The sequence below is a fragment of the Rhizobium sp. 05L429 genome (assembly GCF_056397645.1).
This window is the reverse complement of sequence record NZ_JBFTNV010000001.1, coordinates 39,887-64,639: the sequence shown is the minus strand read 5'-3', so window position 1 is coordinate 64,639 and position 24,753 is coordinate 39,887. Positions and strand designations below refer to the sequence as shown.

24 protein-coding genes and 1 tRNA gene are annotated in these 24,753 nt (G+C 59.7%); 17 read left to right on the top strand and 8 right to left on the bottom strand.

The genetic code is table 11. The features are described 5' to 3' along the window. Positions 1-15: 15 nt before the first annotated feature. The 6 genes from tolB (at position 16) to glmM (ending at position 8,264) form a co-directional block, all read left to right on the top strand. Positions 16-1,323, top strand: coding sequence for a Tol-Pal system beta propeller repeat protein TolB (gene tolB, locus AC1DNW_RS00310; RefSeq protein ID WP_113309293.1), 1,308 nt, complete (start codon positions 16-18; stop codon positions 1,321-1,323). Positions 1,324-1,481: 158 nt separating this feature from the next. Next, a complete protein-coding gene (gene pal, locus AC1DNW_RS00305; protein ID WP_113309296.1) occupies positions 1,482-2,012 on the top strand; it encodes a peptidoglycan-associated lipoprotein Pal in 531 nt (176 codons plus the stop codon). Positions 2,013-2,171: 159 nt separating this feature from the next. After that, entirely contained in the window at positions 2,172-3,200 is a 1,029-nt protein-coding gene (gene ybgF, locus AC1DNW_RS00300; protein ID WP_113295399.1) for a tol-pal system protein YbgF, read from the top strand. An 11-nt stretch (positions 3,201-3,211) separates the two neighbouring features. Continuing rightward, entirely contained in the window at positions 3,212-4,639 is a 1,428-nt protein-coding gene (tilS, locus tag AC1DNW_RS00295) for a tRNA lysidine(34) synthetase TilS (RefSeq protein ID WP_477851734.1), read from the top strand. Between the two features lie 98 nt (positions 4,640-4,737). Beyond that, positions 4,738-6,669, top strand: a complete 1,932-nt coding sequence (gene ftsH / locus AC1DNW_RS00290; RefSeq protein WP_113295401.1) for an ATP-dependent zinc metalloprotease FtsH — start codon at positions 4,738-4,740, stop codon at positions 6,667-6,669. Positions 6,670-6,911: 242 nt separating this feature from the next. After that, complete coding sequence (gene glmM, locus AC1DNW_RS00285) at positions 6,912-8,264, top strand: phosphoglucosamine mutase (protein WP_113295402.1); 1,353 nt, start codon at positions 6,912-6,914, stop codon at positions 8,262-8,264. Between the two features lie 59 nt (positions 8,265-8,323). On the opposite strand, the gene AC1DNW_RS00280 is transcribed toward glmM, so the two are convergent. Further along, on the bottom strand, positions 8,324-8,938 hold the full coding sequence (locus AC1DNW_RS00280; protein ID WP_113309304.1) for a class I SAM-dependent methyltransferase: 615 nt from the start codon (positions 8,936-8,938) through the stop codon (positions 8,324-8,326). 299 nt (positions 8,939-9,237) lie between these two features. On the opposite strand from AC1DNW_RS00280, the gene AC1DNW_RS00275 reads away from it, so the two are divergent. Continuing rightward, positions 9,238-10,083 (top strand): outer membrane protein, encoded by an 846-nt coding sequence (locus tag AC1DNW_RS00275; RefSeq protein ID WP_113295404.1) that lies wholly within the window; start codon positions 9,238-9,240, stop codon positions 10,081-10,083. 54 nt (positions 10,084-10,137) lie between these two features. Here AC1DNW_RS00275 and AC1DNW_RS00270 read toward each other — a convergent pair whose 3' ends face one another. Continuing rightward, positions 10,138-10,746 carry a helix-turn-helix domain-containing protein gene (locus tag AC1DNW_RS00270; RefSeq protein WP_113309308.1) on the bottom strand — a complete coding sequence of 203 codons (609 nt, stop codon included), beginning with the start codon at positions 10,744-10,746 and terminating at the stop codon, positions 10,138-10,140. A gap of 93 nt (positions 10,747-10,839) precedes the next feature. On the opposite strand from AC1DNW_RS00270, the gene AC1DNW_RS00265 reads away from it, so the two are divergent. The 3 genes from AC1DNW_RS00265 (at position 10,840) to serA (ending at position 14,458) form a co-directional block, all read left to right on the top strand. Continuing rightward, positions 10,840-11,460, top strand: coding sequence for an NAD(P)H-dependent oxidoreductase (locus tag AC1DNW_RS00265; RefSeq protein WP_113309311.1), 621 nt, complete (start codon positions 10,840-10,842; stop codon positions 11,458-11,460). A 139-nt stretch (positions 11,461-11,599) separates the two neighbouring features. Next, positions 11,600-12,778 carry a phosphoserine transaminase gene (locus AC1DNW_RS00260; RefSeq protein WP_113309315.1) on the top strand — a complete coding sequence of 393 codons (1,179 nt, stop codon included), beginning with the start codon at positions 11,600-11,602 and terminating at the stop codon, positions 12,776-12,778. Positions 12,779-12,862: 84 nt separating this feature from the next. Beyond that, positions 12,863-14,458: a phosphoglycerate dehydrogenase gene (gene serA / locus AC1DNW_RS00255; protein WP_113295408.1), complete on the top strand. Its 1,596-nt coding sequence runs from the start codon at positions 12,863-12,865 to the stop codon at positions 14,456-14,458. Positions 14,459-14,596: 138 nt separating this feature from the next. Here serA and AC1DNW_RS00250 read toward each other — a convergent pair whose 3' ends face one another. After that, complete coding sequence (locus tag AC1DNW_RS00250) at positions 14,597-14,815, bottom strand: hypothetical protein (RefSeq protein ID WP_113295409.1); 219 nt, start codon at positions 14,813-14,815, stop codon at positions 14,597-14,599. Between the two features lie 117 nt (positions 14,816-14,932). Then, positions 14,933-15,205, bottom strand: coding sequence for a hypothetical protein (locus AC1DNW_RS00245; RefSeq protein ID WP_477851731.1), 273 nt, complete (start codon positions 15,203-15,205; stop codon positions 14,933-14,935). Between AC1DNW_RS00245 and AC1DNW_RS00240 the strand changes: the two genes are divergently transcribed. After that, positions 15,192-15,485, top strand: a complete 294-nt coding sequence (locus tag AC1DNW_RS00240) for an SLAC1 family transporter (RefSeq protein WP_477851729.1) — start codon at positions 15,192-15,194, stop codon at positions 15,483-15,485. The genes AC1DNW_RS00245 and AC1DNW_RS00240 overlap by 14 nt on opposite strands. Before the next feature lie 293 nt (positions 15,486-15,778). After that, the gene (locus tag AC1DNW_RS00235) at positions 15,779-16,879 is read left to right on the top strand and encodes a mechanosensitive ion channel family protein (protein WP_477851727.1); all 1,101 of its coding nucleotides are present in this window, start codon (positions 15,779-15,781) and stop codon (positions 16,877-16,879) included. Positions 16,880-16,882: 3 nt separating this feature from the next. On the opposite strand, the gene AC1DNW_RS00230 is transcribed toward AC1DNW_RS00235, so the two are convergent. Next, entirely contained in the window at positions 16,883-17,839 is a 957-nt protein-coding gene (locus AC1DNW_RS00230; protein WP_113295412.1) for a DMT family transporter, read from the bottom strand. A 266-nt stretch (positions 17,840-18,105) separates the two neighbouring features. On the opposite strand from AC1DNW_RS00230, the gene mnmA reads away from it, so the two are divergent. The 4 genes from mnmA to AC1DNW_RS00210 all read left to right on the top strand — a co-directional run bounded on the left by mnmA (position 18,106) and on the right by AC1DNW_RS00210 (position 20,401). Then, on the top strand, positions 18,106-19,305 hold the full coding sequence (gene mnmA, locus AC1DNW_RS00225) for a tRNA 2-thiouridine(34) synthase MnmA (RefSeq protein ID WP_113309324.1): 1,200 nt from the start codon (positions 18,106-18,108) through the stop codon (positions 19,303-19,305). 130 nt (positions 19,306-19,435) lie between these two features. Then, positions 19,436-19,512 (top strand) — tRNA-Met (locus AC1DNW_RS00220). Positions 19,513-19,599: 87 nt separating this feature from the next. Next, a complete protein-coding gene (locus tag AC1DNW_RS00215) occupies positions 19,600-19,857 on the top strand; it encodes a hypothetical protein (protein ID WP_113295414.1) in 258 nt (85 codons plus the stop codon). A gap of 106 nt (positions 19,858-19,963) precedes the next feature. Further along, the gene (locus AC1DNW_RS00210) at positions 19,964-20,401 is read left to right on the top strand and encodes a universal stress protein (protein ID WP_113295415.1); all 438 of its coding nucleotides are present in this window, start codon (positions 19,964-19,966) and stop codon (positions 20,399-20,401) included. A gap of 4 nt (positions 20,402-20,405) precedes the next feature. On the opposite strand, the gene AC1DNW_RS00205 is transcribed toward AC1DNW_RS00210, so the two are convergent. Together AC1DNW_RS00205 and AC1DNW_RS00200 are read right to left on the bottom strand one after the other, a co-directional pair. Then, positions 20,406-20,594: a hypothetical protein gene (locus tag AC1DNW_RS00205; RefSeq protein ID WP_162747018.1), complete on the bottom strand. Its 189-nt coding sequence runs from the start codon at positions 20,592-20,594 to the stop codon at positions 20,406-20,408. A 202-nt stretch (positions 20,595-20,796) separates the two neighbouring features. Beyond that, entirely contained in the window at positions 20,797-21,699 is a 903-nt protein-coding gene (locus AC1DNW_RS00200) for a LysR family transcriptional regulator (protein ID WP_113309327.1), read from the bottom strand. 158 nt (positions 21,700-21,857) lie between these two features. Between AC1DNW_RS00200 and AC1DNW_RS00195 the strand changes: the two genes are divergently transcribed. Next, positions 21,858-22,253, top strand: coding sequence for a hypothetical protein (locus tag AC1DNW_RS00195; protein ID WP_477832595.1), 396 nt, complete (start codon positions 21,858-21,860; stop codon positions 22,251-22,253). A gap of 76 nt (positions 22,254-22,329) precedes the next feature. Here the strand turns inward: AC1DNW_RS00195 and AC1DNW_RS00190 are convergent, their stop codons facing one another. Further along, entirely contained in the window at positions 22,330-24,717 is a 2,388-nt protein-coding gene (locus tag AC1DNW_RS00190) for a phosphoketolase family protein (RefSeq protein ID WP_113309329.1), read from the bottom strand. Between the last annotated feature and the right edge of the window lie 36 nt (positions 24,718-24,753).

Genomic DNA, 24,753 nt, shown 5'->3' with positions numbered 1-24,753 from the left:
AAAGGCTTGTTTGATATGGTCAAGTGTTCCCTCATCCGCGCTCTGATGGTCATTGCAGGCCTGATTGGGGCCGCAGCCTTTACGACGCCGGCGAACGCGTTGGTCACCCTCGATCTTCGAAAAGGCAATGTCCAGCCGATGCCGATTGCGGTGACTGACTTCCAGGGCGACATGGGCGCGCAGGTCTCGCAGGTCATCGCCGCCGACCTGCAGCGTTCCGGCCTGTTTGCCCCGATCAACAAGACGGCCTTTATCGAAAAGATCTCCAATCCGGATGCTGCGCCGCGCTTCGAGGACTGGAAGGTTATCAATGCCCAGGCGTTGGTCACTGGCCGAGTTACCAAGGAAGCGGATGGCCGCCTTCGCGCCGAATTCCGCCTGTGGGATACTTTTGCCGGGCAGCAGATGACCGGTCAGCAGTTCTATACGCAGCCGGAGAACTGGCGGCGTGTCGCTCACATCATCGCCGACGCGATCTACAAGCAGATCACCGGCGAAGAGGGATATTTCGATACCCGCGTCGTCTTCGTTTCCGAATCCGGTCCCAAGCAGCAGCGCAAGCGCCAGCTGGCGATCATGGATCAGGACGGCTTCAACGTTCGCATGCTGACCGACGGCAGCGATCTCGTACTGACGCCGCGCTTCTCGCCGAGCCGGCAGGAAGTGACCTACATGTCCTTCGCCAATCAGCAGCCGCGCGTTTATCTGCTGCAGCTTGAGACCGGACAGCGTGAAGTCGTCGGTAACTTTCCGGGCATGACCTTTTCGCCGCGCTTTTCTCCCGATGGCCAGAAGGTCATCATGAGCCTTCAGCAGGAAGGCAATTCGAATATCTACACGATGGACCTGCGTTCGCGCACGACCACCCGCCTGACATCCACGGCCGCGATCGATACGTCGCCCTCCTATTCGCCTGACGGCAACCGCGTTGCCTTCGAAAGTGACCGCGGCGGACAGTCGCAGATCTATGTCATGAATGCCGATGGTTCGGGCCAGACCCGCATCTCGTTCGGTGACGGTCGGTACTCCACGCCGGTCTGGTCGCCGCGTGGCGATCTGATCGCCTTCACCAAGCAGTCGGGCGGCAAGTTCTCGATCGGCGTGATGAAGCCGGATGGTTCGGGCGAACGCATTTTGACGACCGGTTTTCACAACGAAGGCCCGACCTGGGCGCCGAATGGCCGCGTCATCATGTTCTTCCGCCAGGCGGCAGGTGCCGGTGGCCCGCAACTCTATTCGATCGACCTAACAGGCTACAATGAACAGGCCATCAAGACGCCGGCCTATGGCTCGGACCCGGCCTGGTCGCCGCTTCTGGAGTAGTGGAGAGCGGAAATAACGCCTTCATGTCGCCGCAAAGTCCTGAAAATGGGCGATGCAGGGACAAATCAACGAATCGTTAACCATAATCTTTGATGGCCGGTTAACCGAGTGCGGTTACTGTCCGGAAACCCTGATTGAAGTCGCAAGGAGACCCGGCCATGAGCCGAATTCACACCCCGGCAATGAGCCGTCTGCAGAATTTCGCCCGCAACCCCGTCATGATCGCGCTGGTCGCCGGTCTCGCTCTTGCGAGCTGCGCCAACAAGAAGAACGTGCCGAACAGCGCGGGTGATCTCGGCCTCGGTGCCGGTGCGGCAACGCCGGGCTCTGCCCAGGACTTCACGGTCAATGTCGGCGACCGCATCTTCTTCGACACCGACTCCACATCGATCCGCGCCGATGCCGCCCAGACGCTCGACCGTCAGGCTCAGTGGCTCGGTCGCTACCCGAACTACCAGATCACCGTCGAAGGCCATGCCGACGAACGCGGTACGCGCGAATACAACCTTGCTCTCGGTGCTCGTCGTGCCGCATCTGCCAAGGATTACCTCGCCTCGCGCGGCGTTCCGGCCCAGCGCATGAAGACGATCTCCTACGGCAAGGAACGTCCGGTCGCCGTCTGCGACGATATTTCCTGCTGGTCGCAGAACCGCCGTGCAGTCACCGTTCTCGGCGGCGCAGGCATGTAATTTCCGGCAAAAGCCGGATTTTGATGAGGCGGCCCCTTGCGGGCCGCCTTTCTTTTTGACCACACTTTGGCCAGACTCCGTTGCTTTTTGAAAGCAATTGGAAAAATCTCCTGCTCGTGCCATCGGGGCGCGAAGAATCACTGGGACAGGACGATACAAATGAAGAAACTAGTCGTGGCAGGCATGCTGTGCCTTGCGGCCGTGACCGGGAGCGAGCGAGCGGCATATTCCGCTTCGTTCTTCGGCTTGCACATCGGCGGCCAATCCGCGCAACAGAGTCAGCCAGCAGCACCTGTTATCAAAGTGCAGAGCGGTGATGCGGAAATCCGTGTACAGCAGATGGAAGACCAGATGCGGCAGTTGAACGGCCGAATCGAGGAAATGAGCTATCAGCTCCTCCAGATGCAGGAGACGATCCGCAAGCAGCAGGAAGACAACGAATTCCGCTTCCAGCAGCTCGAAAAGACGGGCGGCGGCGCAAGCGGCGGTGGCGGTGCCAAGGCGCCGGTGAAAAAGAGCGAGGCAGATGTCGCTCCGCCGGCATCAGGCGGTGGCGACGATATCGCCAGGGTCATCCAAGCCCCGCAGGGAGCCGAAACGGCTCCCTCCACCGATGTGCCGGCCAATGAAGGCCTCGGCCAGCCGCCGCGCGAGCTGGGCTCCATGGATTTCGACCAGAACGGCAATCAGATCGGCGGTTCGGTAGGTAAAGGTGCAACGGTCGGTTCCGCGCCGCTTCCGGATGCTGCGCCGAAGGGCAATAGTCTTCCAGGCGTAACTGCGCCGCAGCAGACAGCGTCGCTCGGCAGCGAGGCCGATCAGTACAAGGCCGCCTACGGCCATGTACTTTCCGGCGACTACAGCACGGCCGAACAGGAATTCACCCAATTTATCGGCCGATACCCGAACAGTGCACGGGCTCCGGACGCCAATTTCTGGCTCGGCGAAGCGCTTTATTCGCAGGGTAAATTCAACGAGTCGGCGAAGACCTTCCTCAACGCCCATCAGAAATACGGCACCTCCGAAAAGGCGCCGGAGATGCTGCTGAAGCTTGGTATGTCGCTTGCCGCGCTCGACAATACCGAGACTGCCTGCGCGACGCTGCGCGAAGTGTCCAAGCGCTATCCGAAGGCTTCCCGCGCCGTCATAAACAAGGTCGCGAGCGAACAGAAGCGTCTCGCCTGCTAAGGCCTTCCGGTTTGTTTCCGGAAGAACCCATTTCCCCCGAGGCGGCAATCGGCCGTTTCCTGGCTTCGCTGAAGACGCCCGCGCGCATTCTTTTCGCGATCTCGGGCGGAAGCGATTCCACCGGCCTGCTTCTCCTGCTTTCCAAAGCGCTGAAGGCCACTCCAGATCTTTCCATTTCCCTTTGTGCTGCGACCGTCGACCATGCGCTGCGCTCTGAATCCGCAGACGAGGCGCGTCAAGTGGCAGCACTGTGCGCATCGCTCGGCATTCCGCACCGGATAGTGGTCTGGCAGGGCGAAAAACCGAAGACCGGTATCATGGCGGCTGCGCGCGAGGCGCGTTACGGTCTTCTCGCCGAGGCTGCGGAAACGCTCGGCGCCAATCTCATCGTTACCGGGCATACGGCCGACGATCAGCGCGAAACGCTGAAGATGCAGGGCAAGCGAACCGAGCAGGTTTCGATCGGCATTGCGGATGCGGTGCTCTTCGACCGGCGCTTCTGGATCCTGCGGCCGCTGCTTTTCTCCACGCGTGCGGATATCCGCGCTTTCCTGAGTGCGCGAAACGTGTCGTGGATCGACGACCCCAGCAACGAGGATCTGAAATACGAACGGGTGCGGACGCGCCTGCAGCTATCGACCGAAGCTGGTTCAGAGAAGGATACCCGTAGGGACGGGCAGGCGCGGCTGGCTCTTGCGTCCGGAGGAGCAGAATGGCTCGATCGATATTTCAGGCTTCATGGCGGCCTGCTCGGACAGGTGATGCCCGATGGGCTGAAGCAGGATCACGCAGTCCTCAACTATGTGCTCGGCCGCCTGACGGCGGTTTTCGGTGGACAGTCGTTCGTGCCGGGGACGGTACAAATGGGACGGCTTTTCGCTTTCGCAGCCGGTGGCAAGCCGGGGCGGATGACCATCGGCAGGGTGGTGTTTGATTTGCGGCGTGACGGGCTTTATCTGGCGCGTGAGAGCCGAGGGGTGTTGCCTCTGGTTCTAAAGCCCGGGGAGGCTGGGGTTTGGGATGGGAGATTCAAGGCCAAAAATGGGTCGGGAACGACGATGAGGATCGAGGCGCGGTCCGCTCACTCCTCCGTCATCCCCGTGCTCGTCGCAGGAATCGAGCCACCGCGCGACCGTGCGGCGAATGACTTCGACGCACTGGATTCACGTGGTGAGCACCGGAATGAGGGAGAGTGGGCTAAGTTCCTTCCAAAGGCTGCTTGGAAGCGAGCCCTCGCTTCTGCTCCGGCCTTGTTCGCCGAGGAACCGCTTTTATTTCCAGAATCCGTCCGATCGGTCGATATGACGGCGCATTTTGCCCCCTTCGACCGCTTTTTGACACGATTTGATTTCACCTTTGCCGACAGGCTTTCCGCAGTTTTCTCAAGGGCGCCCTATGCGGAGCCGCCTTTAAGAAGTATTGACGGAAAAACAATCTGACTTGGTGGATTACCTTGGCAATGGCGCAGGGCAACCCTATGTTAGAGACCAAATATGACGGCCGCCATGAGGCGACTGTTCCAGTGCTGGGGAGTTCAATGAACCCTAACTTACGTAATTTCGCCTTGTGGGCGATCATAGCGCTTCTGCTGATCGCTCTCTTCAGTATGTTCCAGACGGCTCCGGCGCAGACGGGTTCCCGTGAAATCCCTTATTCGCAGTTCCTGCGTGAGGTTGATGCGGGCCGCGTGAAGGATGTTGTGGTCACCGGTAACAGGCTGACCGGAACCTATCTGGAGAACAACAATACCTTCCAGACCTATTCGCCCGTCATCGACGACAACCTGCTCGACCGCCTGCAGGCCAAGAACGTCGCTGTAACTGCGCGTCCGGAAACCGATGGTTCCTCCGGCTTCCTGAGCTATCTCGGAACGCTGCTGCCGATGCTCTTGATCCTCGGCGTCTGGCTGTTCTTCATGCGCCAGATGCAGGGTGGCTCGCGCGGTGCGATGGGCTTTGGCAAGTCCAAGGCCAAGCTTCTGACCGAGGCGCATGGCCGCGTGACCTTTGACGACGTCGCCGGCGTTGATGAAGCCAAGCAGGATCTGGAAGAAATCGTTGAATTCCTGCGCGACCCGCAGAAATTCCAGCGCCTCGGCGGCAAGATCCCGCGCGGCGTGCTGCTCGTCGGTCCTCCGGGTACCGGTAAGACGCTGCTCGCCCGCTCGGTTGCCGGCGAAGCCAACGTGCCGTTTTTCACCATTTCCGGTTCCGACTTCGTGGAAATGTTCGTCGGCGTCGGTGCAAGCCGCGTCCGTGACATGTTCGAGCAGGCCAAGAAGAATGCGCCCTGCATCATCTTCATCGACGAAATCGATGCCGTCGGCCGCCATCGTGGCGCCGGTCTCGGTGGTGGTAACGATGAACGCGAGCAGACGCTGAACCAGCTTCTTGTCGAAATGGATGGTTTCGAGGCGAATGAAGGCGTCATCCTTATTGCCGCCACCAACCGTCCCGACGTTCTCGACCCCGCGCTTTTGCGTCCGGGCCGTTTTGACCGCCAGGTTGTGGTTCCGAACCCCGACATCGTCGGTCGCGAGCGCATCCTCAAGGTCCATGCCCGCAATGTCCCGCTGGCACCGAATGTCGACCTCAAGATTCTGGCCCGCGGAACTCCCGGCTTCTCCGGTGCCGACCTGATGAACCTCGTCAACGAAGCAGCCCTGATGGCCGCCCGCCGCAACAAGCGCGTCGTCACCATGCAGGAATTCGAAGACGCCAAGGACAAGATCATGATGGGCGCCGAGCGCCGTTCCTCGGCCATGACCGAGGCGGAAAAGAAGCTCACCGCTTACCATGAGGCCGGCCACGCCATCACCGCGCTCAATGTCGCGGTGGCCGATCCGCTGCACAAGGCAACGATCATTCCGCGCGGTCGTGCGCTCGGCATGGTCATGCAGCTTCCTGAGGGCGACCGCTACTCGATGAGCTACAAGTGGATGGTCTCGCGACTCTGCATCATGATGGGCGGCCGTGTCGCCGAAGAGCTCACGTTCGGCAAGGAGAACATCACCTCCGGCGCTTCCTCTGACATCGAGCAGGCTACCAAGCTTGCACGTGCCATGGTCACGCAGTGGGGCTTCTCCGACCAGCTTGGTCAGGTTTCTTACGGCGAGAACCAGCAGGAGGTTTTCCTCGGCCACTCGGTTTCGCAGTCGAAGAACGTTTCGGAAGCCACCGCGCAGAAGATCGACAATGAAGTGCGTCGCCTGATCGACGAAGCCTATACCCAGGCCCGCACGATCCTGACGGAAAAGCATGACGAATTCGTCGCTCTCGCCGAAGGCCTGCTCGAATACGAGACGCTGACCGGCGAAGAGATCAAGGCGCTGATCCGTGGCGAAAAGCCTGCGCGCGATCTTGGCGATGATTCGCCTCCGAGCCGCGGCTCGGCTGTGCCTAAGGCCGGTGCGCGCCCAGCTTCCAAGGGTGATGAACCCGAGGGAGGGCTGGAACCTCAGCCCCACTGAAATTGAACGGGATTTACCTAAGAGGCCGGATTTCCACAGGGAATCCGGCCCTTTTTATATTAGTAACAGGATATAATCAGTTTTCTTGGTAATTTACGTGCCGGTTACGCGGTTTTGTGGCATTCCGCTGACTAAAGACAAGTCTGAATCGAGGTCTCTGGCACAGCATCAATCTTTGAAGCCGGATTCTTGCTTGAGGAATGCGTAAGCTTCTACGGCGCGCGGAAAGCGCAGGAGTGCATATGAAAAGACGCTATTTTGGGACGGACGGCATCCGAGGCCAAGCCAACATCTTCCCCATGACGCCGGACCTTGCCATGCGGGTCGGTATTGCCGCAGGAACGATTTTTCGTAACGGCGCCCACCGTCATCGTGTTGTGATCGGCAAGGACACACGCCTGTCAGGCTATATGCTGGAGAATGCCCTGGTGGCCGGCTTTACCGCGGCGGGACTGGACGTGTTCCTGCTCGGACCTATTCCGACACCTGCGGTTGCCATGCTGACGCGTTCGCTGCGATGCGATATCGGGGTAATGATTTCAGCCTCGCACAATCCGTTCCAGGACAACGGTATCAAGCTTTTCGGTCCTGATGGTTACAAACTCTCCGATGACCTCGAAGCGCAGATCGAGGATCTGCTCGACAAAGATCTATCGGGACAGCTTGCCAAGGCTGAGGAAATCGGCCGGGCCAAGCGTGTCGATGGCGATATCTATCGCTATCTCGAGCACGTCAAACGCACCCTGCCGCGCGACGTGACCTTGCAGGGCCTGCGCGTCGCGGTCGACTGCGCCAATGGCGCAGCCTACAAGGTCGCTCCTGCCGTGCTTTGGGAACTTGGCGCCGACGTGGTGACGATCGGCAATGAACCGAACGGCACGAATATCAATCTGAATTGTGGCTCTACCAGCCCGGTCGCCTTGCAGAAGAAGGTCGACGAGGTGCGCGCCGATATCGGCATCGCGCTCGATGGCGATGCCGACCGCGTCATCATCGTGGACGAAAACGGTTCGATCGTCGATGGCGATCAGCTGATGGCCGTCATCGCCGAAAGCTGGGCCGAGAGCCAGCAGCTGCGCGGCAACGGTATCGTCGCGACCGTCATGTCCAATCTCGGCCTTGAGCGCTTCCTTGGGGACAAGGGCCTTGGTCTTGCGCGCACGAAGGTCGGCGACCGCTATGTCGTCGAGCACATGCGCCAGCACAATTACAATGTCGGTGGCGAGCAGTCCGGCCATATCGTGCTTTCGGATTACGGCACAACCGGCGACGGTCTCGTTGCCGCCCTGCAGATCCTGGCGGCGGTCAAGCGCACCGGCAAAACGGTCAGCGAAATTTGCCGCCGTTTCGAGCCGGTGCCGCAACTTCTGCGCAATGTCCGCATTTCCGGCGGCAAGCCACTCGAAGACCTGCATGTGGTCAAGGCGATCGCCGATGCCGAAGCCGAGCTTTCCAAGAATGGCCGTCTCGTCATCCGCCCTTCCGGCACCGAGCCGTTGATCCGCGTGATGGCGGAGGGCGACGACCGCGCGCAGATCGAGCGCATCGTCAACGATCTGATAGGCACGATTTCGAGCGTACGCAGCGCCGCCTGAAAGCGTCGCCTCAAGGATTGAAAGCCGGCCTTCGAGCCGGCTTTTTTATTGGTGCCGATTTACTGGTATTGCGCGAGCCAGACCGTGTGGTTGCCGCAGGTCGGGTCTTCGGCCTTGTGGGCGACGACTGTGAAGCCGTGTTCGGCGAGCAGGGCGCGATATTCATCCGGACTGAGACTGCTGTGATAGAGCGGTTCGCCGACGAAGACGCCCATGGCTTCGCCATGCGCCGGGCCACTGGTGAACATCAGCGCCGTTCCCGGCTTCGAATGCGTGCGAAACAGCGGGAACATACGCCGCTGGTCTTCTGATGTCAGATGGAAGAAACTGTCCCAGGCAATCAGCCCATCGAAACTTCTGCCAAGCGACAGATGGCGCATATCTGCGACCTGCCAATCGGAGTTTGGAAAGCGCGTCCGGCACATCTCTATCAGGCTGGGCGACGAATCGATGCCGGTCACGGCATAGCCGCTTTCGATGAAATGGCGTGCGAGAGGTTCGCCCGAGCCGCAGCCGATATCGAGGATCGGACCGCCTTGCGGGACCAGGGCAGCGAAGCGGTCCAGCCAGCTCCGTTCAAAAAGGGTTTTGCCGCGGTTTGTATCCCAGAGTTTGGCATGCCGCTCGTAGAGATCGGCAATGGTGTCGGCCGCCTGCCTGTTGCTGTTCTGCATGTGTCGATCCCACCTGGAAAATCCTTGCTGTCTTACGTGGTTGGCTGCTGAAAGAACATGTCCCTCGACCCTGTTTGCTTTTCTTCTGCGCTCTTCGTCCGCTTTATTTGTCGTCTTGCAGGTTCCAGAAGTCAAAACAGGCAGATGGCCCGCATTTACCTTTCCAAAACATGTTCTGCGGCGAATATTCGAATTACTTCTTATGGTTAAGCAGCTTTTAACGTTTCCGATTCATTATCCATAAAAGCTTATCCGTTTGGCGGCCTGCAGCGCGCCGACGCAACCGTTGGAGTGGATCCATGAAACGAACTTTGTCCGGTATCTTCGCCGCGCTGGTGATCGCGTCGAATGCTTATTCTGCCGATCTTGCGCCGATCGAGCCCATCCCGGAACAGCCGCCGGAAGTTGCCGTCAGCGAAAGCACCGGCTGGTATCTGCGCGGCGATGTCGGTTATGCCTTTACCGACCTGCGTGGCGCGAAATTCTTCCAGGGAAGCAATGCCCTCGAAGCCGATTTCGACGATGCAGACCTTGACGATGCCTGGACGGTCGGCGGTGGTGTCGGTTACCAGATCAACAGCTATCTGCGCACCGACTTGACCTTCGATTACCTGACCAAGTCTGACTTCCGCGGTTCGACGGTCGGCGGCGGCGCCGACTTTGGCGCTTGCGTAATCGCATGTACGTCAAGAGACGTATCGTCGATGACGGCTTACACGCTGCTCGCCAACGCCTATGTGGATCTCGGCACCTACGCCTACTTCACGCCTTATGTCGGCGCTGGTATCGGTGGTTCCTACGTCAAGTGGAAGGACCTTCACAACGTCGCCTGCGCCGATGACGGCAGCGGTTGCGATGATGAAGTCGTCCATGGCGGCCGCGGCGGCTGGCGCTTCAGCTACGCCCTCATGGCCGGCGCCTCGATCGACGTGACCTGCAACGTCAAGGCCGATGTCGGTTACCGCTACCTGCATATCGATGGCGGCAACATGTTCGGCTACAACGAAAACGGCGGCCCGGGTCGCGACCGTGGCGTCAATGTCCACGAAGCCCGTGTCGGCGCCCGTTACCTCTTCGGCGGCTGTGCTCAGCCGGTCGCCTACGAAGCGCCGGAAATTCCGCTGCAGCAGCCGGTCTACAAGTAAGCGAGAGCTCCAGAGATTATCGAAAGCCGTCCGAAAGGGCGGCTTTTTTTCGTCTCAGCGGGCGTTTCTGGAGACCATCGCCAGAATGATCTCGAAAAGTTCGTCCTCGGCCTGCCTAGCGTTGATTTCACCGGTTGCCGCGGCATAGGAGAGAGTTTCGGCCGCGCCAAGCATTGCCCAGAGGCTGGCTGACGCGATGGTCCCCGCACCAACGAAGGGGGTGAGCACTGATCTGCATTGGTCCATGAAAATCACCTGGCACTCGTGTTTGACCTTTTCCAGCTCCGGGGAACTCGCCAAGGCGGCGATCACATCGGGAATTTCCCGGCCCTGCGTGAGAACGCAATCGATATAGGAGGCCGCCATGACCTCGGCCTTGTCTTTCAGCGCCGGTCCGCTTTTGCGCAGTGCGGCTTCCATGAGCGCCGTCTGCCGATCGTCGAATTCCCGGTAAAGCTCCGCAAGCAATCCCGTCCGCGTGCCGAAATGATCGTAGACCACGGGCTTTGCCACGTCTGCTTGTTCGGCTAACCGGCCGAGTGTCAGCGCGTCCGTTCCTTCGTCCCGGATCAATCGCCAGGACACATCCAGGAGCTGTCGATGCCTCTCCTCTCTCGAAAGCCGGCGACGAGGGCGGGGGAGGGCTTTTTCCATGCTTGACATCGCAACCTACGAAAAGTAACTTACTATAAGTAGCTTACGAAAAGTATATAAGTGATCGATCTCGCTCGCAATCATCGATCAGGAGGTTTCGACATGCATGCACTTATCGTTCTCGCGCATCCCGACTCCAACTCACTCAGTCACGGCGTTGCCGCGGGGATTGCCGAAGGCATAGCGGCTTTCGATGCCGCCAACTCCTTCGAAATCGCAGACCTGACGGAAGAGGCTTTCGATCCCAGATTCACCGAGGCGGATATTGCGGCTCATCGCCGGAAAACCGTGGCGCCTGCCGATGTGCTGGCGGAGCAGGCAAGGATCGATCGCGCCGATGCGCTCATATTGGTCTATCCTGTCTATTGGTGGTCCATGCCGGCCTTGATGAAAGGCTGGATCGATCGCGTCTTTGCCAATGGATGGGCCTATGACGACACGTCCGGCAGCAAGGTCGAAAAAAAGCTTGAGCATTTGCGCGTGCATCTCGTCGGGAACGGCGGTGCTGATGCCGGTACCTATGAGCGCCACGGCTATTTCAGCGCCATGAAGACGCAAATCGACCATGGTATTTTTGACTATTGCGGCGCCCCTGTGGTGACGTCGGAACTGTTTCTCGACTCCGACGCGGGGAATGCTGCCGTGCATATCGAGACAGCCCGTCGCATCGGCCGCGATATCTTCAACGCGCGTGATCGCGCCGCGCCAAGCAGCGTCGCGTGACCGGAAACGTGATCGCGGTTGCGGCAAAATACCCTCCAGAAACGACGTCGGCCGCTTGACTATGACGAGTTTCGCCCATAAACACAGCGGCGGGACACTCCTCCCCAACGAGGAGCCATCTATCTGGAAGGGTAGCAATATGGCGAATACCGCAAAGCCGGACGTGCGTCCGCAAAACACTCATTTTTCTTCTGGCCCCTGCGCGAAACGTCCTGGCTGGACGCTCGAAGCTCTTTCTGATGCGGCCCTTGGCCGTTCGCACCGCGCGAAAGTCGGCAAGGTCAAGCTGAAGCAGGCGATCGATCTCACACGCGAAATCCTGGAAGTGCCGGTGGATTACCGCATCGGCATCGTTCCGGCTTCCGATACCGGCGCCGTCGAAATGGCGCTCTGGTCGCTGCTCGGCGAGCGCGGCGTCGACACGGTCGCCTGGGAAAGCTTCGGTGCCGGCTGGGTTACCGACGTCGTCAAGCAGCTCAAGCTCAAGGACGTTCGCAAGATCGAAGCCGGTTACGGCGAACTTCCTGACCTTTCCACCGTCGATTTCGACCGTGACGTGGTCTTTACCTGGAACGGCACGACCTCGGGCGTCCGTGTTCCGAACGCTGATTTCATCCCCGCCGACCGCAAGGGCCTGACGATCTGCGATGCAACCTCTGCCGCCTTCGCGCAGAATCTCGATTTCGCCAAGCTCGATGTCGTCACCTTCTCCTGGCAGAAGGTTCTGGGCGGCGAGGGCGCGCATGGCATTCTCATCCTGTCGCCGCGGGCCGTCGAACGCCTGATTTCCTATCAGCCGGCCTGGCCGCTGCCGAAGATCTTCCGCCTGACCTCGGGTGGCAAGCTCATCGAAGGCATCTTCCAGGGTGAGACGATCAACACGCCGTCCATGCTCTGCGTCGAGGACTACATCGATGCGCTTCTCTGGGCCAAGCAGCTCGGCGGCCTTAAGGCTCTGATCGGCCGCGCAGATGCCAATGCCAAGGCTGTCGCCGATTTCGTTGCCGCAAACGACTGGATCGCCAATCTGGCCGTCAAGCCTGAGATCGAATCCAACACCTCGATCTGCCTGAAGATCGTCGACAAGGACGTTACCGCTCTCGATGCCGACGGCCAGGCGAATTTCGCCAAGGGCCTCGTCGCTCTCCTTGAAAAGGAAGGCGTCGCCTATGACATCGGCGCTTATCGTGACGCTCCGTCCGGCCTGCGCATCTGGGCAGGTGCGACGATCGAGACCGCCGACATGCAGAAGCTGATGCCTTGGCTTTCCTGGGCCTTTGAGACCCAGAAGGCTGCGCTTTCCCAGGCTGCTGCCTGATGTGATCGCATCCGGCTCCGCCTGGAGGCGGAGCCCCGCATTCCCAATTCAAGTTTATCGCTGAACTCTTTGAAGGAGGCCAAAATGGCACCTCGCGTTCTCGTATCCGACGAACTGTCGGAAACCGCCGTCCAGATCTTCCGTGATCGCGGCGTCGAAGTCGATTTCCAGCCGCAGCTCGGCAAGGACAAGGACAAGCTGTTCGAAATCATCGGCAATTACGATGGCCTTGCGATCCGCTCCGCCACCAAGGTGACCGAGAAGATCATAGAAGCGGCCAAGAACCTCAAAGTCGTCGGTCGCGCCGGCATCGGCGTCGACAATGTCGATATCCCGGCCGCTTCGCGCCGCGGTATCATCGTCATGAACACGCCTTTCGGCAACTCGATCACCACTGCCGAACATGCGATCGCCCTGATGTTTGCGGTTGCCCGTCAGCTTCCGGCCGCGGACACTTCCACGCAGGCCGGCAAGTGGGAAAAGTCGAAGTTCATGGGTGTCGAGATCACCGGCAAGACGCTTGGCGTCATCGGCGCCGGTAATATCGGCTCCATCGTCTGCGCCCGCGCCATCGGCCTGAAGATGCACGTGGTTGCCTACGACCCGTTCCTCTCCAAGGAGCGTGCCGAGGAAATGGGCGTGACCAAGGTCGAACTCGACGAGCTGCTCGCGCAGGCCGATTTCATCACGCTGCACGTGCCGATGACGGACAAGACGCGCGGCATCCTGAACAAGGAAGCGCTTGCCAAAGCGAAGCCCGGCGTGCGTATCATCAACTGCGCCCGTGGCGGCCTCGTCGATGAGGCAGCGCTTGCCGAAGCCATCAAGTCCGGCCATGTCGCCGGTGCGGCTTTCGACGTCTTCGAAGTCGAGCCCGCCAAGGAAAGTCCGCTCTTCGGCCTACCGAATGTCGTCTGCACGCCGCATCTCGGCGCCTCGACCACGGAAGCCCAGGAAAACGTGGCTCTGCAGGTTGCCGAGCAGATGGCGGACTACCTCGTCAAGGGTGCGGTTTCCAATGCCATCAACATGCCGTCGATCACGGCTGAGGAAGCGCCGATCCTGAAGCCGTTCATCAGGCTCGCCGACGTTCTCGGTGCTTTCGTTGGTCAGGTCACTGAAGAGCCGATCAAGGAAATCGAGATCCTCTACGATGGCATTACGGCCAACATGAACACCCGAGCACTGACCTCGGCTGTTCTTGCAGGCCTCATCCGCTCGCAGGTTGCCGACGTCAACATGGTTTCGGCGCCGATCATGATCAAGGAAAAGGGCGTGATCCTTTCCGAAGTGAAGCGCGACAAGTCGGGCGTCTTCGATGGCTACATCAAGCTGACGGTAACGACGGAATCCATGACGCGTTCGATTGCCGGCACGGTCTTCTCCGACGGTAAGCCGCGTTTCATCCAGATCAAGGGTATCAACCTCGACGCCGACGTCGGTAGCCACATGATCTATATCGCGAACACCGACGTTCCCGGTATGATCGGCTTCATCGGCACAACGCTTGGTAGCGCCGGTGTCAACATCGCCAACTTCCAACTCGGCCGCGACAAGCAGGGCGGCGACGCTATCGCTCTGCTTTATGTAGACGCTGCGGTTGACGATGTCGTTCTGGGTAAGCTTACAGCCAATTCGGCGATCCGCCAGGCAAAGCTGCTGACTTTCAACGTCGACTGAGTTTTCCTCCCAAGGAAGACGCGCAAACCCGGCACGGTTTCCGTGTCGGGTTTTTATATGATTTGGCAAATACCGTTAGAGATCAGGCTTTCCGGATATCGACTCCGATTTTCGGGCCGATACTGTCGTGGCCAGCGATCAGTGACGGGTGGCATTCGTGTCGTGATGCAGGAAACTGTCCCTGCTCGCATCGAAAACCCTGAAGAACTCGTCCCAGGAGATGTTCTCCACAGCGTTTTCCTGCCTGCTGAACTCAACGCCGACCAAGCCGCTTTTCATCCGGGCGGGATGGCCACCACGTGCTTCGATCCATTCCCGGATTTTATCATGATCTTTCATTGCGGATGTGCCCATCATTGCCTCCCTGCCGATGGGTTGTATTTTCAACGGGTAATAACTCTTTGGAAATGAATTGGTTCCACGTGCCGATCACGGTATGCGTTTGAGCCCTTGATCAATCGCTGGAATGTTCAGCTAAGCCGCGAAATTGCCGGTCTGGAAGCTCTCGCTGCCCGGCTGGGAATCGATTAGCTGATGACGGATGTGACGTGGAGCCTGCCCCGTGCCGCAGCATGAGGCTGAAGCACTGATCTCCGACAACCAGCTGAGGAAGGCATCAGCTGAGATCATCGCATCGAACGCGTCGGCCGCCTTGCTGCGATAGCGCTCTTCGTGGCGCAGCAGGAAGAAGGGACGGGGCAGGGGCGGTATATTCACCTCGGTGAGAAGACCGTTGTGCAACTTCATAGCAACCGTGCTGCGCGACATCAGCGTCGGTAGCCATCGCCATCAACCACCTGCGGCAGGGCTGCCTTTTAATCTCGGCTGGTGGAATTGTACATTCCCGATCGGCGTCTATGCCGTTGCGACGCTGCGGCTGTCCAGCATCTTTCCGTTGTTGGCACTCGCAAGCTTCAGAGAGGGTCTGGTCGCAGCCCTTGCCGCAATCTGGATCGTCGTCGCGATCCGCACATGCTGCGGCGCTTATAACGGCTCTCTATTCGTCGATCCCGGCCGGGAGAGCTGACGGTAACCTACACAACGGTTTCAATCATTCGTTATTTTGAGAATGCCCGTCAGCATTGCATACTTGGCGCGGGGCTGGAAAGGAGGATGCACATGAAACGCTACACACTTTCGATGATTGGTCTGGCGATCGTGACTGCCATCATCGCCAATCCGGGCATCGCACTTGCCTGCAACAAGCTGATCGGTACCTAAGCCGATACCGCCCACCTCTTTCTTGAAGGCGCAGTTTCGGCTGCGTCTTTTTTTATATTTTTCCTTTCCCATGCTGCAGCGCACCCTAACTGCGACTGCATGACAGAGTTTCTTGACAATATCCGTGCTGAAGGCGTCTGGCTGCCGGACTGGCTTGCGAGCGTCATCATCTTCGCAGTCGTCATCTCGTTGACGCTCTTTGCGCATCGCATTCTCTTTCGCTTGCTGACCCGCCTGGTCAAGGACCAGGATCTCTTCTGGCGCTCGCTCGTCTCGCGCCTGAAGCGGGTTGTACGGCTTGCCATGCTGGTGGCCGCCCTTTCCTTCGGGGCGACCATTGCGCCGCTGACGGACATGCAGTCGGCAACTGTCCGGCATATCCTGCTTATCTTCTTCATCATCCTTGTGGCCTGGATGGCCAAAACCGCCAAGCATATCTGGATGACGGTCTATCTCAGGCGCTTCAAGCTCGATGCGGAAGACAATCTTCTGGCGCGAAAGCATGTAACACAGACGCGCATCATGGAGCGTGTCGTCGATCTTCTGATCGTTCTCGTGGCGATATCGGCCTGCATGATGAGTTTCGATGCAGTCCGGCAATATGGCGTCAGCCTGCTCGCCTCGGCCGGCGTTGCCGGTATCGTCGTCGGCCTCGCACTGCAGCCGGTGCTGAAGAACCTGTTTGCCGGCATCCAGCTTGCCATTACCCAGCCGATCCGCATCGACGATGCACTGTTGGTCGAAGGCGAGTGGGGCAGGGTGGAAGAAATCACCTCCACCTATGTCGTGGTGCAATTATGGGACTGGCGGCGGCTGATCCTGCCGCTCAGCTACTTCATCGAAAACCCGTTTCAGAACTGGACGCGCGAAAGCTCGGCGTTGATCGGCACTGTGATGATTTATCTCGACTACAGTGTGCCCGTCGATGCGATCCGCAGGAAGGTGGAGGAGATTGCGCAAGGTTCGAAGCTCTGGGATCGCCGCGTCGTCAATATTGCCGTAACGGATTTCCGCGAAGCGGTGATGGAAATCCGTATTCTGGTGTCGGCATCAAATTCCGGCCGCACCTTCGATCTGCGCTGCGAGGTGCGCGAGAAGTTGATCGATTTCATCCAGAGCGAATATCCGGCGGCCCTGCCGCGCATGCGTGCGGTGATGAACGAGCCGCCCGCCCGTGCCCGGCGCGAGGCGGCGGAGTAGGCCCTATCGCGTCGGGGCTTCCACGTCGCCTTCCACCGGCGTCGTGGCAATGGGCGACTGCGCATCACCTGAGGCGACAGCCGCGGGCAAAGGCACCTGGCGCTTGCGTTCACGGATCAGCGTCAGCAGGCCCGAGCAGATGATGAGCACGATGCCAAGGGCCATCGGCAGATCGACACTATCGTCGAAGAAGAGATAGCCGAAGGCAATCGCCCAGATCATCTGGCTGTATTGCGGTGTCGCGATCAGCGTTGCGGGGGCGAGTCGTGCGGCGGTCATCAGCATTACGTTACCGGCTGCGCCGAGCAGGCCGTAGCTTGCAAGGAAGAGCCATTGCTGCGGGCTTGGCACGACCACCTGTGAGAGCATGAGCAGGCCGCTGACGATAAGGGTGCCGAGCAGCGAGGCGCCATAAAGCGACAGGCGTTTTTCGGCGGGCCCGAGCTTTCGAAGGATGACGATGGCAATGGCGGCTGAGATCGCGCCGATGGTCGCCGCCAGATGGCCGACGGACAGTTCGCGGAAACCCGGCCTGAGAACCACGAGCACACCCAGGAAACCGACGATGACGGCGGCCCAACGCTGCCAGCGTACATCTTCCTTCAAGAAGATGACCGAGAGGATGGTAACGAAGGAGGGCAGCAGGAAGAGCAGGCAGAAGGCCTCCGCCATCGGAAGCTTGGTGAAAGTGATGATGGAGGCGATTGCGCCGGTTGCGCCGGCCGCAAAGCGCACCAGCCACAGCGGCCGGTTCGTGGTCCTGAAAATGTCGAGCCATGAATCGCGCGGTCCCTTGATGAAGGGGAGGGCGGCAAGGCTGAGGATAGCACCCGTGAAGGCGACCTGGAAGGAAGGAACCGTGCCGTGCAGGGCCTTGATGGATGCATCGCTGAAGGCAAAGACGGCATAGGCCGCAAATGCGACAAGGACGCCACGAAGCGTGGTGGAAGCGGCTGTCATTTATCCGAATCTTGTAAAAGGTGGGTCATTTCATCTACGTGATGAAATGCGGCCTATCAAAGGTCGATTGCGAATAGCTGCAATGCATGACCCGCGCATGACGCCGCCGAGAAGGCCCCAAAACCCGGCCCTTGCGCAGGGGCGCAATAGTTTCTATATCCGTCGCCCATGAAACCGGCGGCCGATCCCGCCGGACATGCAGGAAATCCGCCATATTCCGAAGGCAGGAAGGCGGATCGAAACAGCACAGAAATTTGGCAGCACCCGTGAACACACTGGATTTTGACAAGAAGCCGGAAGACACCCGTGTCGTCGTCGCCATGTCGGGCGGCGTTGACAGCTCCGTCGTGGCCGGGCTTCTCAAACGCCAGGGCTATGATGTGCTCGGCATTACGCTGCAGCTCTACGACCACGGTGCCGCCGTGCATCGCGCCGGCTCCTGCTGCGCGGGTCAGGATATCGACGATGCGCGCCGCGTCTGCGAGACGCTCGGCATTCCGCATTACGTCCTCGATTACGAGAAGCGTTTCCGCGAAACGGTCATCAATCCCTTTATGGAAAGCTATGTTGCCGGTGAGACGCCGATCCCCTGCGTCGCCTGCAACCAGACGGTCAAGTTTGCCGATCTTCTGGCAACCGCCAGGGAACTCGGCGCCGATGCGCTGGCGACCGGCCACTATATCCGCTCGCGCCAGAACCCGTCTTCCTGCAATCCCGGCCGTCGCGCGCTCTATCGCCCGGCCGACGCCGATCGCGACCAGAGCTATTTCCTCTTCGCCACGACCCAGGAGCAGATCGACTATCTGCGCTTCCCGCTCGGCGGCCTGCCGAAGGCGGAGACCCGCCGGCTGGCCGAAGAGATGGGCCTCGTCGTTGCCAAGAAGGCTGACAGCCAGGACATCTGTTTTGTGCCGCAGGGCAAATATTCCGACATCATCACCAAGCTGAAGCCGAATTCTGCCCTGGCTGGTGACATCGTGCATCTCGACGGCCGCCTCCTTGGTCAGCACGAGGGCATCTTGCACTATACGATCGGTCAGCGCCGCGGCATCGGCATCGCCACCGGTGAGCCGCTCTATGTCGTCTTTCTCGACGCCCGCTCGCGCCGCGTCATCGTCGGCCCCAAGGAAGCGCTGGAGACGCATCGCGTCTATCTGCGCGACGTCAACTGGCTGGGCGACGAGACGCTTCAGGTCGCAGCATCAGGCGAGGGTTTTGCCTGTTATGCCAAGGTGCGCTCCACCCGCGCACCGGCGCCTGCTGTGCTGCACATCGATGCGAGCGGTGTCTATGTCGACCTGACGGTCGGCGAAGCCGGTATTGCGCCCGGACAGGCCTGCGCGCTCTACTCGGCGCCGGGCGACGACGCCCGTGTTTATGGCGGCGGTTTCATCGAGCGCTCCGAGCGCGAGCCCGCAGCCGAAGTCTCCCTGAAGGCGCTTTTGAGCCAGCCGGTGGCCGTGTAAAATTCCCGGGAAAGGCTATGCGGCGGCACGGCCTTTTTCTCCATCATATGCTTGACACAAAGCCGCTACGCTCTTAATAAGCCGCTCATCCGACGGGCTGAGCGCTTCGCGAAAGGCTCGTTTGAACAGTGGCTGGGTAGCTCAGTTGGTGAGAGCGCAGGATTCATAACCCTGAGGTCGGCGGTTCAATTCCGCCCCCCGCTACCATTTTTCCCTAAAAGCAAAACAGTCGATGCGCATCAGTTGCGTAGTCGGTATAATTTTGACTGGACGCATCGTCACCGGGGATTCACGATGAAATATGCTGTTGTCGCAATACTTCTCCTCCTGGCAGCCGGCTGCAGCACGACAGCGACAGAAGACCAGCCCATACCGGGTAGCCTGACTTATGGCGGCAAGGTTATCCATTCGCCCTATAGGCCCGGCACTGTGATAAAGCACACGTTCCTTGGCGAATTCGGCTATCGGCAGTTCGAACGGTATGTTGTTCAGCCTGACGGGACGCTCAAGCTTGCCTCCCGCATTGAAAGCGAAGATTTCCTCTGGAACTGAAGAGTGGCGTCGACTTCACCTGAGATTGACCTGCGTCAAGGCGCGGGATTACGATTGCTGGTGAATTCCTTCCTCATTTTAATTTCGCCAGCAGAACGGATCTCCCATGTACAATCGCATATTGCTGCCCACCGACGGTTCGGAACTTGCCGCTCGGGGCGTCGACCATGGTCTGGCGCTTGCCAAGGCGCTCAAACTTCCCGTGACAGTCGTGAGCGTCATCGTGCCGCTGACCGGTTTTGCGCTTCAGGGGATCGTGCAGGCGGAAGCGATGGACAGTTATAACGAAGGCCGGCGGAAGGAGATCGAGGATCTGGAGCAGATCATCGCGGAAAAGGCGAAGCGCGCCGGTGTCGTTGCCGACTTCGTCAGCAAGGTGCATCTCTCGCCGGCCGCGGCCATTCTGGAAACGGCGGCAGAGCAAGGTTGCGGCCTGATCGTGATTTCTTCGCATGGCCGCCGTGGGATCTCGCGACTGATGCTTGGCAGCCAGACGTCCGAGGTACTTTCCGAGGCCGGTATTCCGGTCCTGGTGGTAAAGTAACAGCTTAGCTTTCGCTCAGTGCGGCGAGGGATGCCGTGCGCTCGCCGGCGTGATCTGCCGTCTTGATGGACACCGCTCCGCTTTCTTCGCGGCTGTCGTCGGCCTCGTCACGGCTGCCTGCCTCCGGCGTCATGTAGAAGGCGAGCATTTCCTCCAGGCGCGAGGAAGTGAGGCTGGCGGCGAAACCCTTCATGGTTTTCCTCGGCGGTGTTTTCCAGTTGCGGAATTTCATAACCCATGTTCCGGCAGGTCCGGAACATGTTCCGGAAGGTTGTCACCAACTTTCGAAGATCGGTATCGAAAGCGTCTCACTTCAGATTCGCTTCTCACGCTTTAAATCCTTGTTTCCGCATCTCGTAATCGCAAAACCGCTGCGCACTTTTGGGCGGCGTGCTTCAGTCGCTGACAAGTTCGATGCAGAATTGGATAAAGGCGTTGACCTTGGCCGGTACGTGATGCCGGGAGGGGTGGATGGCATAGAGCGGGAAAGTCTCGCCCGGCCAGTCCGAATAGAGTTCGACAAGGCGTCCCTCGGCAAGCAGGTCCTTGACGCTGAGGGCAAGTACCTGGGCGATGCCGGCGCCGGCAAGGCAGGCATCGAGCATGGTGCCGGGGTCGCTCATCAGCAGCGGTCCACGGGCGTCGAGCGGCACGATCTTCTTGCCTCTATGCAGTTCCCATTCGAAAGTCTGGCCTGTCAGCGGATCACGGAACTGGATGCAGGAGTGGCTGGCGATGTCGGCAGGTGTCTTCGGTGTGCCATGCTCTGCGAGATAGGCTGGGGTTGCGACCGTGAGAACGCGGGTCTCCATCAGCTTGCGGGCGATGCGCGAGGAACTCGGCTGGTGGCCGAAGCGGATGGCGATATCGATGCCGTCGGCGACGAGATCACTCATCAGGTCGCGGGTTATCAATTCGAGCTCAAGCGCCGGATAGCGGGTCATGAACTGTTTGAGATGCGGTGCCAGCACCATGCGGGAAAAAATCGGGTCGACATCGACGCGCAGGCGGCCGCGCACGGTTAGTGACGCGCCTGACGCAAGCGTGGCGGCTTCCTCGATGCCATCCAGATGCGGAGCGACCTGCGCATAGAAGCGGGCTCCCTCATCCGTCAGCCGCAGTGAGCGAGTGGTGCGGTCGAGCAGGCGCACGCCGACACGCGCTTCCAGCCTCGATATGGCGCGGCTGACGCCGGAGGCTGAAAGGCCGAGCGCATCGGCGGCTTTGACGAAGCTGCCGCTTTCGATGACCGCGGCAAGCGTGCTGACACCGGAAAGCAGGCGGCCGTCGAATGCCATGGATCACTCCTGATTTGGTGTCATGGATAATCGTTGGGAAGTGCGGCGTAGTCAACTACGCAGGCTCTGGTCGCTGCCCGCGTGGATCCAGAAAAGCGGTTCGATGGAACATCTTCCCGCCGATTTAGTTTCTCCCGCACAGATTGGAGGATCATGCGATGACCCAATATGGTGACGACAAGAAGACCCCGATCGTGGATGAGAACACCGGTATGCCGCTCGGGCAGGCATCCTATGAAGACGAGAAGGTGCTGGCCGATGAGCGGCGCAGCGTCTCGCTCTGGGGTGTACTTGCAGCCGGTATCCTGGTCATCCTGATCGCCGCGGCGAGCTTTGCCATCTGGCCGAGCACGACGACAGATCCGGCTTCGACTGCATCCACAAAGCCTGACGCGATCAATGTCCAGCCTTCCGGTCAGGGCACATTCGACAATAATCCGGCAACCGGCTCCATCAAACCGCCGGAAGCAACCGACCGAGATCCGACACCCGACGGCAGCGGCGGCGGCCCAACAGGCGTGACTACGCCAAGCGGGACGCAGAACGGACAGTGAGGGTGTAATCTAGCATCACGGCTGGGGAAGGGCCGCGCGTGACCGCGCGGCCCTTTTCATACGATGCGAACACCGTTCAGCCTGCTGGCCATTTCCAGTTGCGCACATCTGGCATGTCCTCGCCATATTCTCGGACATAGGCGTGATGCTCGACCAGCTTTGCCGTCAGGCTCTCCAGCACTTCAGGTACTTTCTCCTTCAGGCCCGGAACGCGCTCGATCGCCTCGATGGCGAGGTGGAAGCGGTCGAGTTCGTTGAGCACCGTCATGTCGAAGGGCGTGGTGGTCGTGCCCTCTTCGATGAAGCCGCGCACATGGATGTTGCGGTGGTTGGTGCGCTTATAGGTCAGCCGGTGGATGAGGTAGGGATAGCCGTGATAGGCGAAGATGACTGGCCTGTCCGGGGTGAAGATCGCGTCGAAGGCCTCGTCCGTCAGGCCATGCGGGTGCTGATCCTGCGATTGCAGGGCAAGCAGATCGACCACGTTGACGGTGCGGATCTTCAGCTCCGGAATATGCCGATGCAGCAGGTCGACGGCGGCGAGCGTTTCCATGGTCGGCACGTCGCCGGCGCAGGCCATGACGATATCGGGAGCGACCGTATCGTCCTCATGGCTTGCCCAGTTCCAGATGCCGATCCCGGTCTCGCAATGTTTCACCGCCTCGTCCATCGTCAGCCATTGCGGCTCCGGCTGTTTGCCGGCGACGATGACGTTGATGCGGTCGTAGGTCTTCAGGCAATGATCGCCGACCCAGAGCAGGGTATTGGCATCCGGCGGCAGGTAGATGCGGACGATATCCGCCTTCTTGTTGGCGACGAGATCGACGAAACCGGGGTCCTGATGCGAGAAGCCATTGTGGTCCTGGCGCCAGACATGCGAGGTCAGGAGATAGTTCAGGGACGATATCGGCTTCCGCCACTCCAGTTCGCGGGTGACCTTCAGCCACTTGGCATGCTGGTTGAACATGGAATCGATGATGTGAATGAAGGCCTCGTAGCATGAAAACAGGCCGTGTCGGCCGGTCAGCAGGTAGCCTTCCAACCATCCCTGGCAAAGATGTTCGCTCAGTACTTCCATGACGCGGCCGTCGCTGGCGAGGCCTACATCGTAGGGTTCGATCTTCTCCATCCAGACGCGATCGGTAATTTCAAAGACGCTGCCGAGACGGTTCGATTCCGTCTCGTCGGGGCCGAAAATACGAAAGTTCGCGTTGGCTTCGTTGAGCTTCATCGTGTCGCGCAGGTAATGGCCGAGGATTTCGGTGGATTGCACCATCTCCGCCCCCCGTTTTTCTACCTTTACCTCATAGGTGCGGATATCGGGCGCGATCAGCTCCTTGCGCAGCAGACCGCCATTGGCGTGCGGATTGGCACCCATACGGCGTTTGCCTGAGGGGGCCAGCGCCTGTAGTTCCGGCTTCAGCGTGCCCGAGGCATCGAAAAGGTCTTCGGGATCGTAACCGCGCATCCAGTCTTCGAGGATTTTCCGGTGTCCGTCGTTCTCCCGGCAATTGGAAACCGGCACCTGATGGGCGCGCCAGAAACCTTCGACCTTCTTGCCGTCCACTTCCTTCGGGCCAGTCCAGCCCTTGGGGCTGCGCAGCACGATCATCGGCCAGCGCGGGCAGGCCTGCGGCGCCGTGCCGTCGCGTGCCTCCTTCTGTATTGCCCGAATGCGGTCAAAGATCTTGTCGAAGGCGGCCGCCATCTGCTGATGCATCTTTGCCGGCTCGTGGCCTTCAACGAAGAAGGGCTCATAACCATAGCCTTCGAACAAATGCGTCAGATCTTCGTCGCTCGTCCGGCCGAGAATGGTTGGATTGGCAATCTTGTAGCCGTTGAGATGCAGGATCGGCAGCACGGCGCCGTCGCGGGCGGGGTTCAGGAACTTGTTGGAATGCCAGCTCGCAGCCAACGGACCGGTTTCGGCTTCGCCGTCGCCTATCACACAGGCAACGATCAGATCAGGATTGTCGAACGCTGCGCCATAGGCATGGACGAGCGCATAGCCGAGTTCACCGCCTTCGTGGATGGAGCCGGGGGTTTCCGGTGCTGCATGGCTCGGGATGCCGCCGGGGAAGGAGAACTGGCGGAAGAGCTTGCGCATGCCGTCCTCGGTCTCGGCGATGTCGGGATAGATCTCGCTGTAGATGCCTTCCAGGTAGGTATTGGCGACCATGCCCGGTCCGCCGTGGCCGGGACCGCACATATAGATGATGTCGAGATCGCGGGCGCGAATGATGCGGTTCAGATGCGCATAGATGAAGTTGAGGCCGGGTGTCGTGCCCCAATGGCCGAGCAGGCGAGGCTTGATATGTTCGGGTTTCAACGGCTGGCGCAGGAGGGGATTGGACAGGAGATAGATCTGTCCGACCGAGAGATAATTGGTTGCCCGCCAATAACGGTCGATGAGCGCGAGTTCCGCGTCGGAAAGAACTGCTGGAGTCGAGACATGCTTTTCCATGGATTTCTCCCGTTTAAACTTGTTCAACGTCAATTC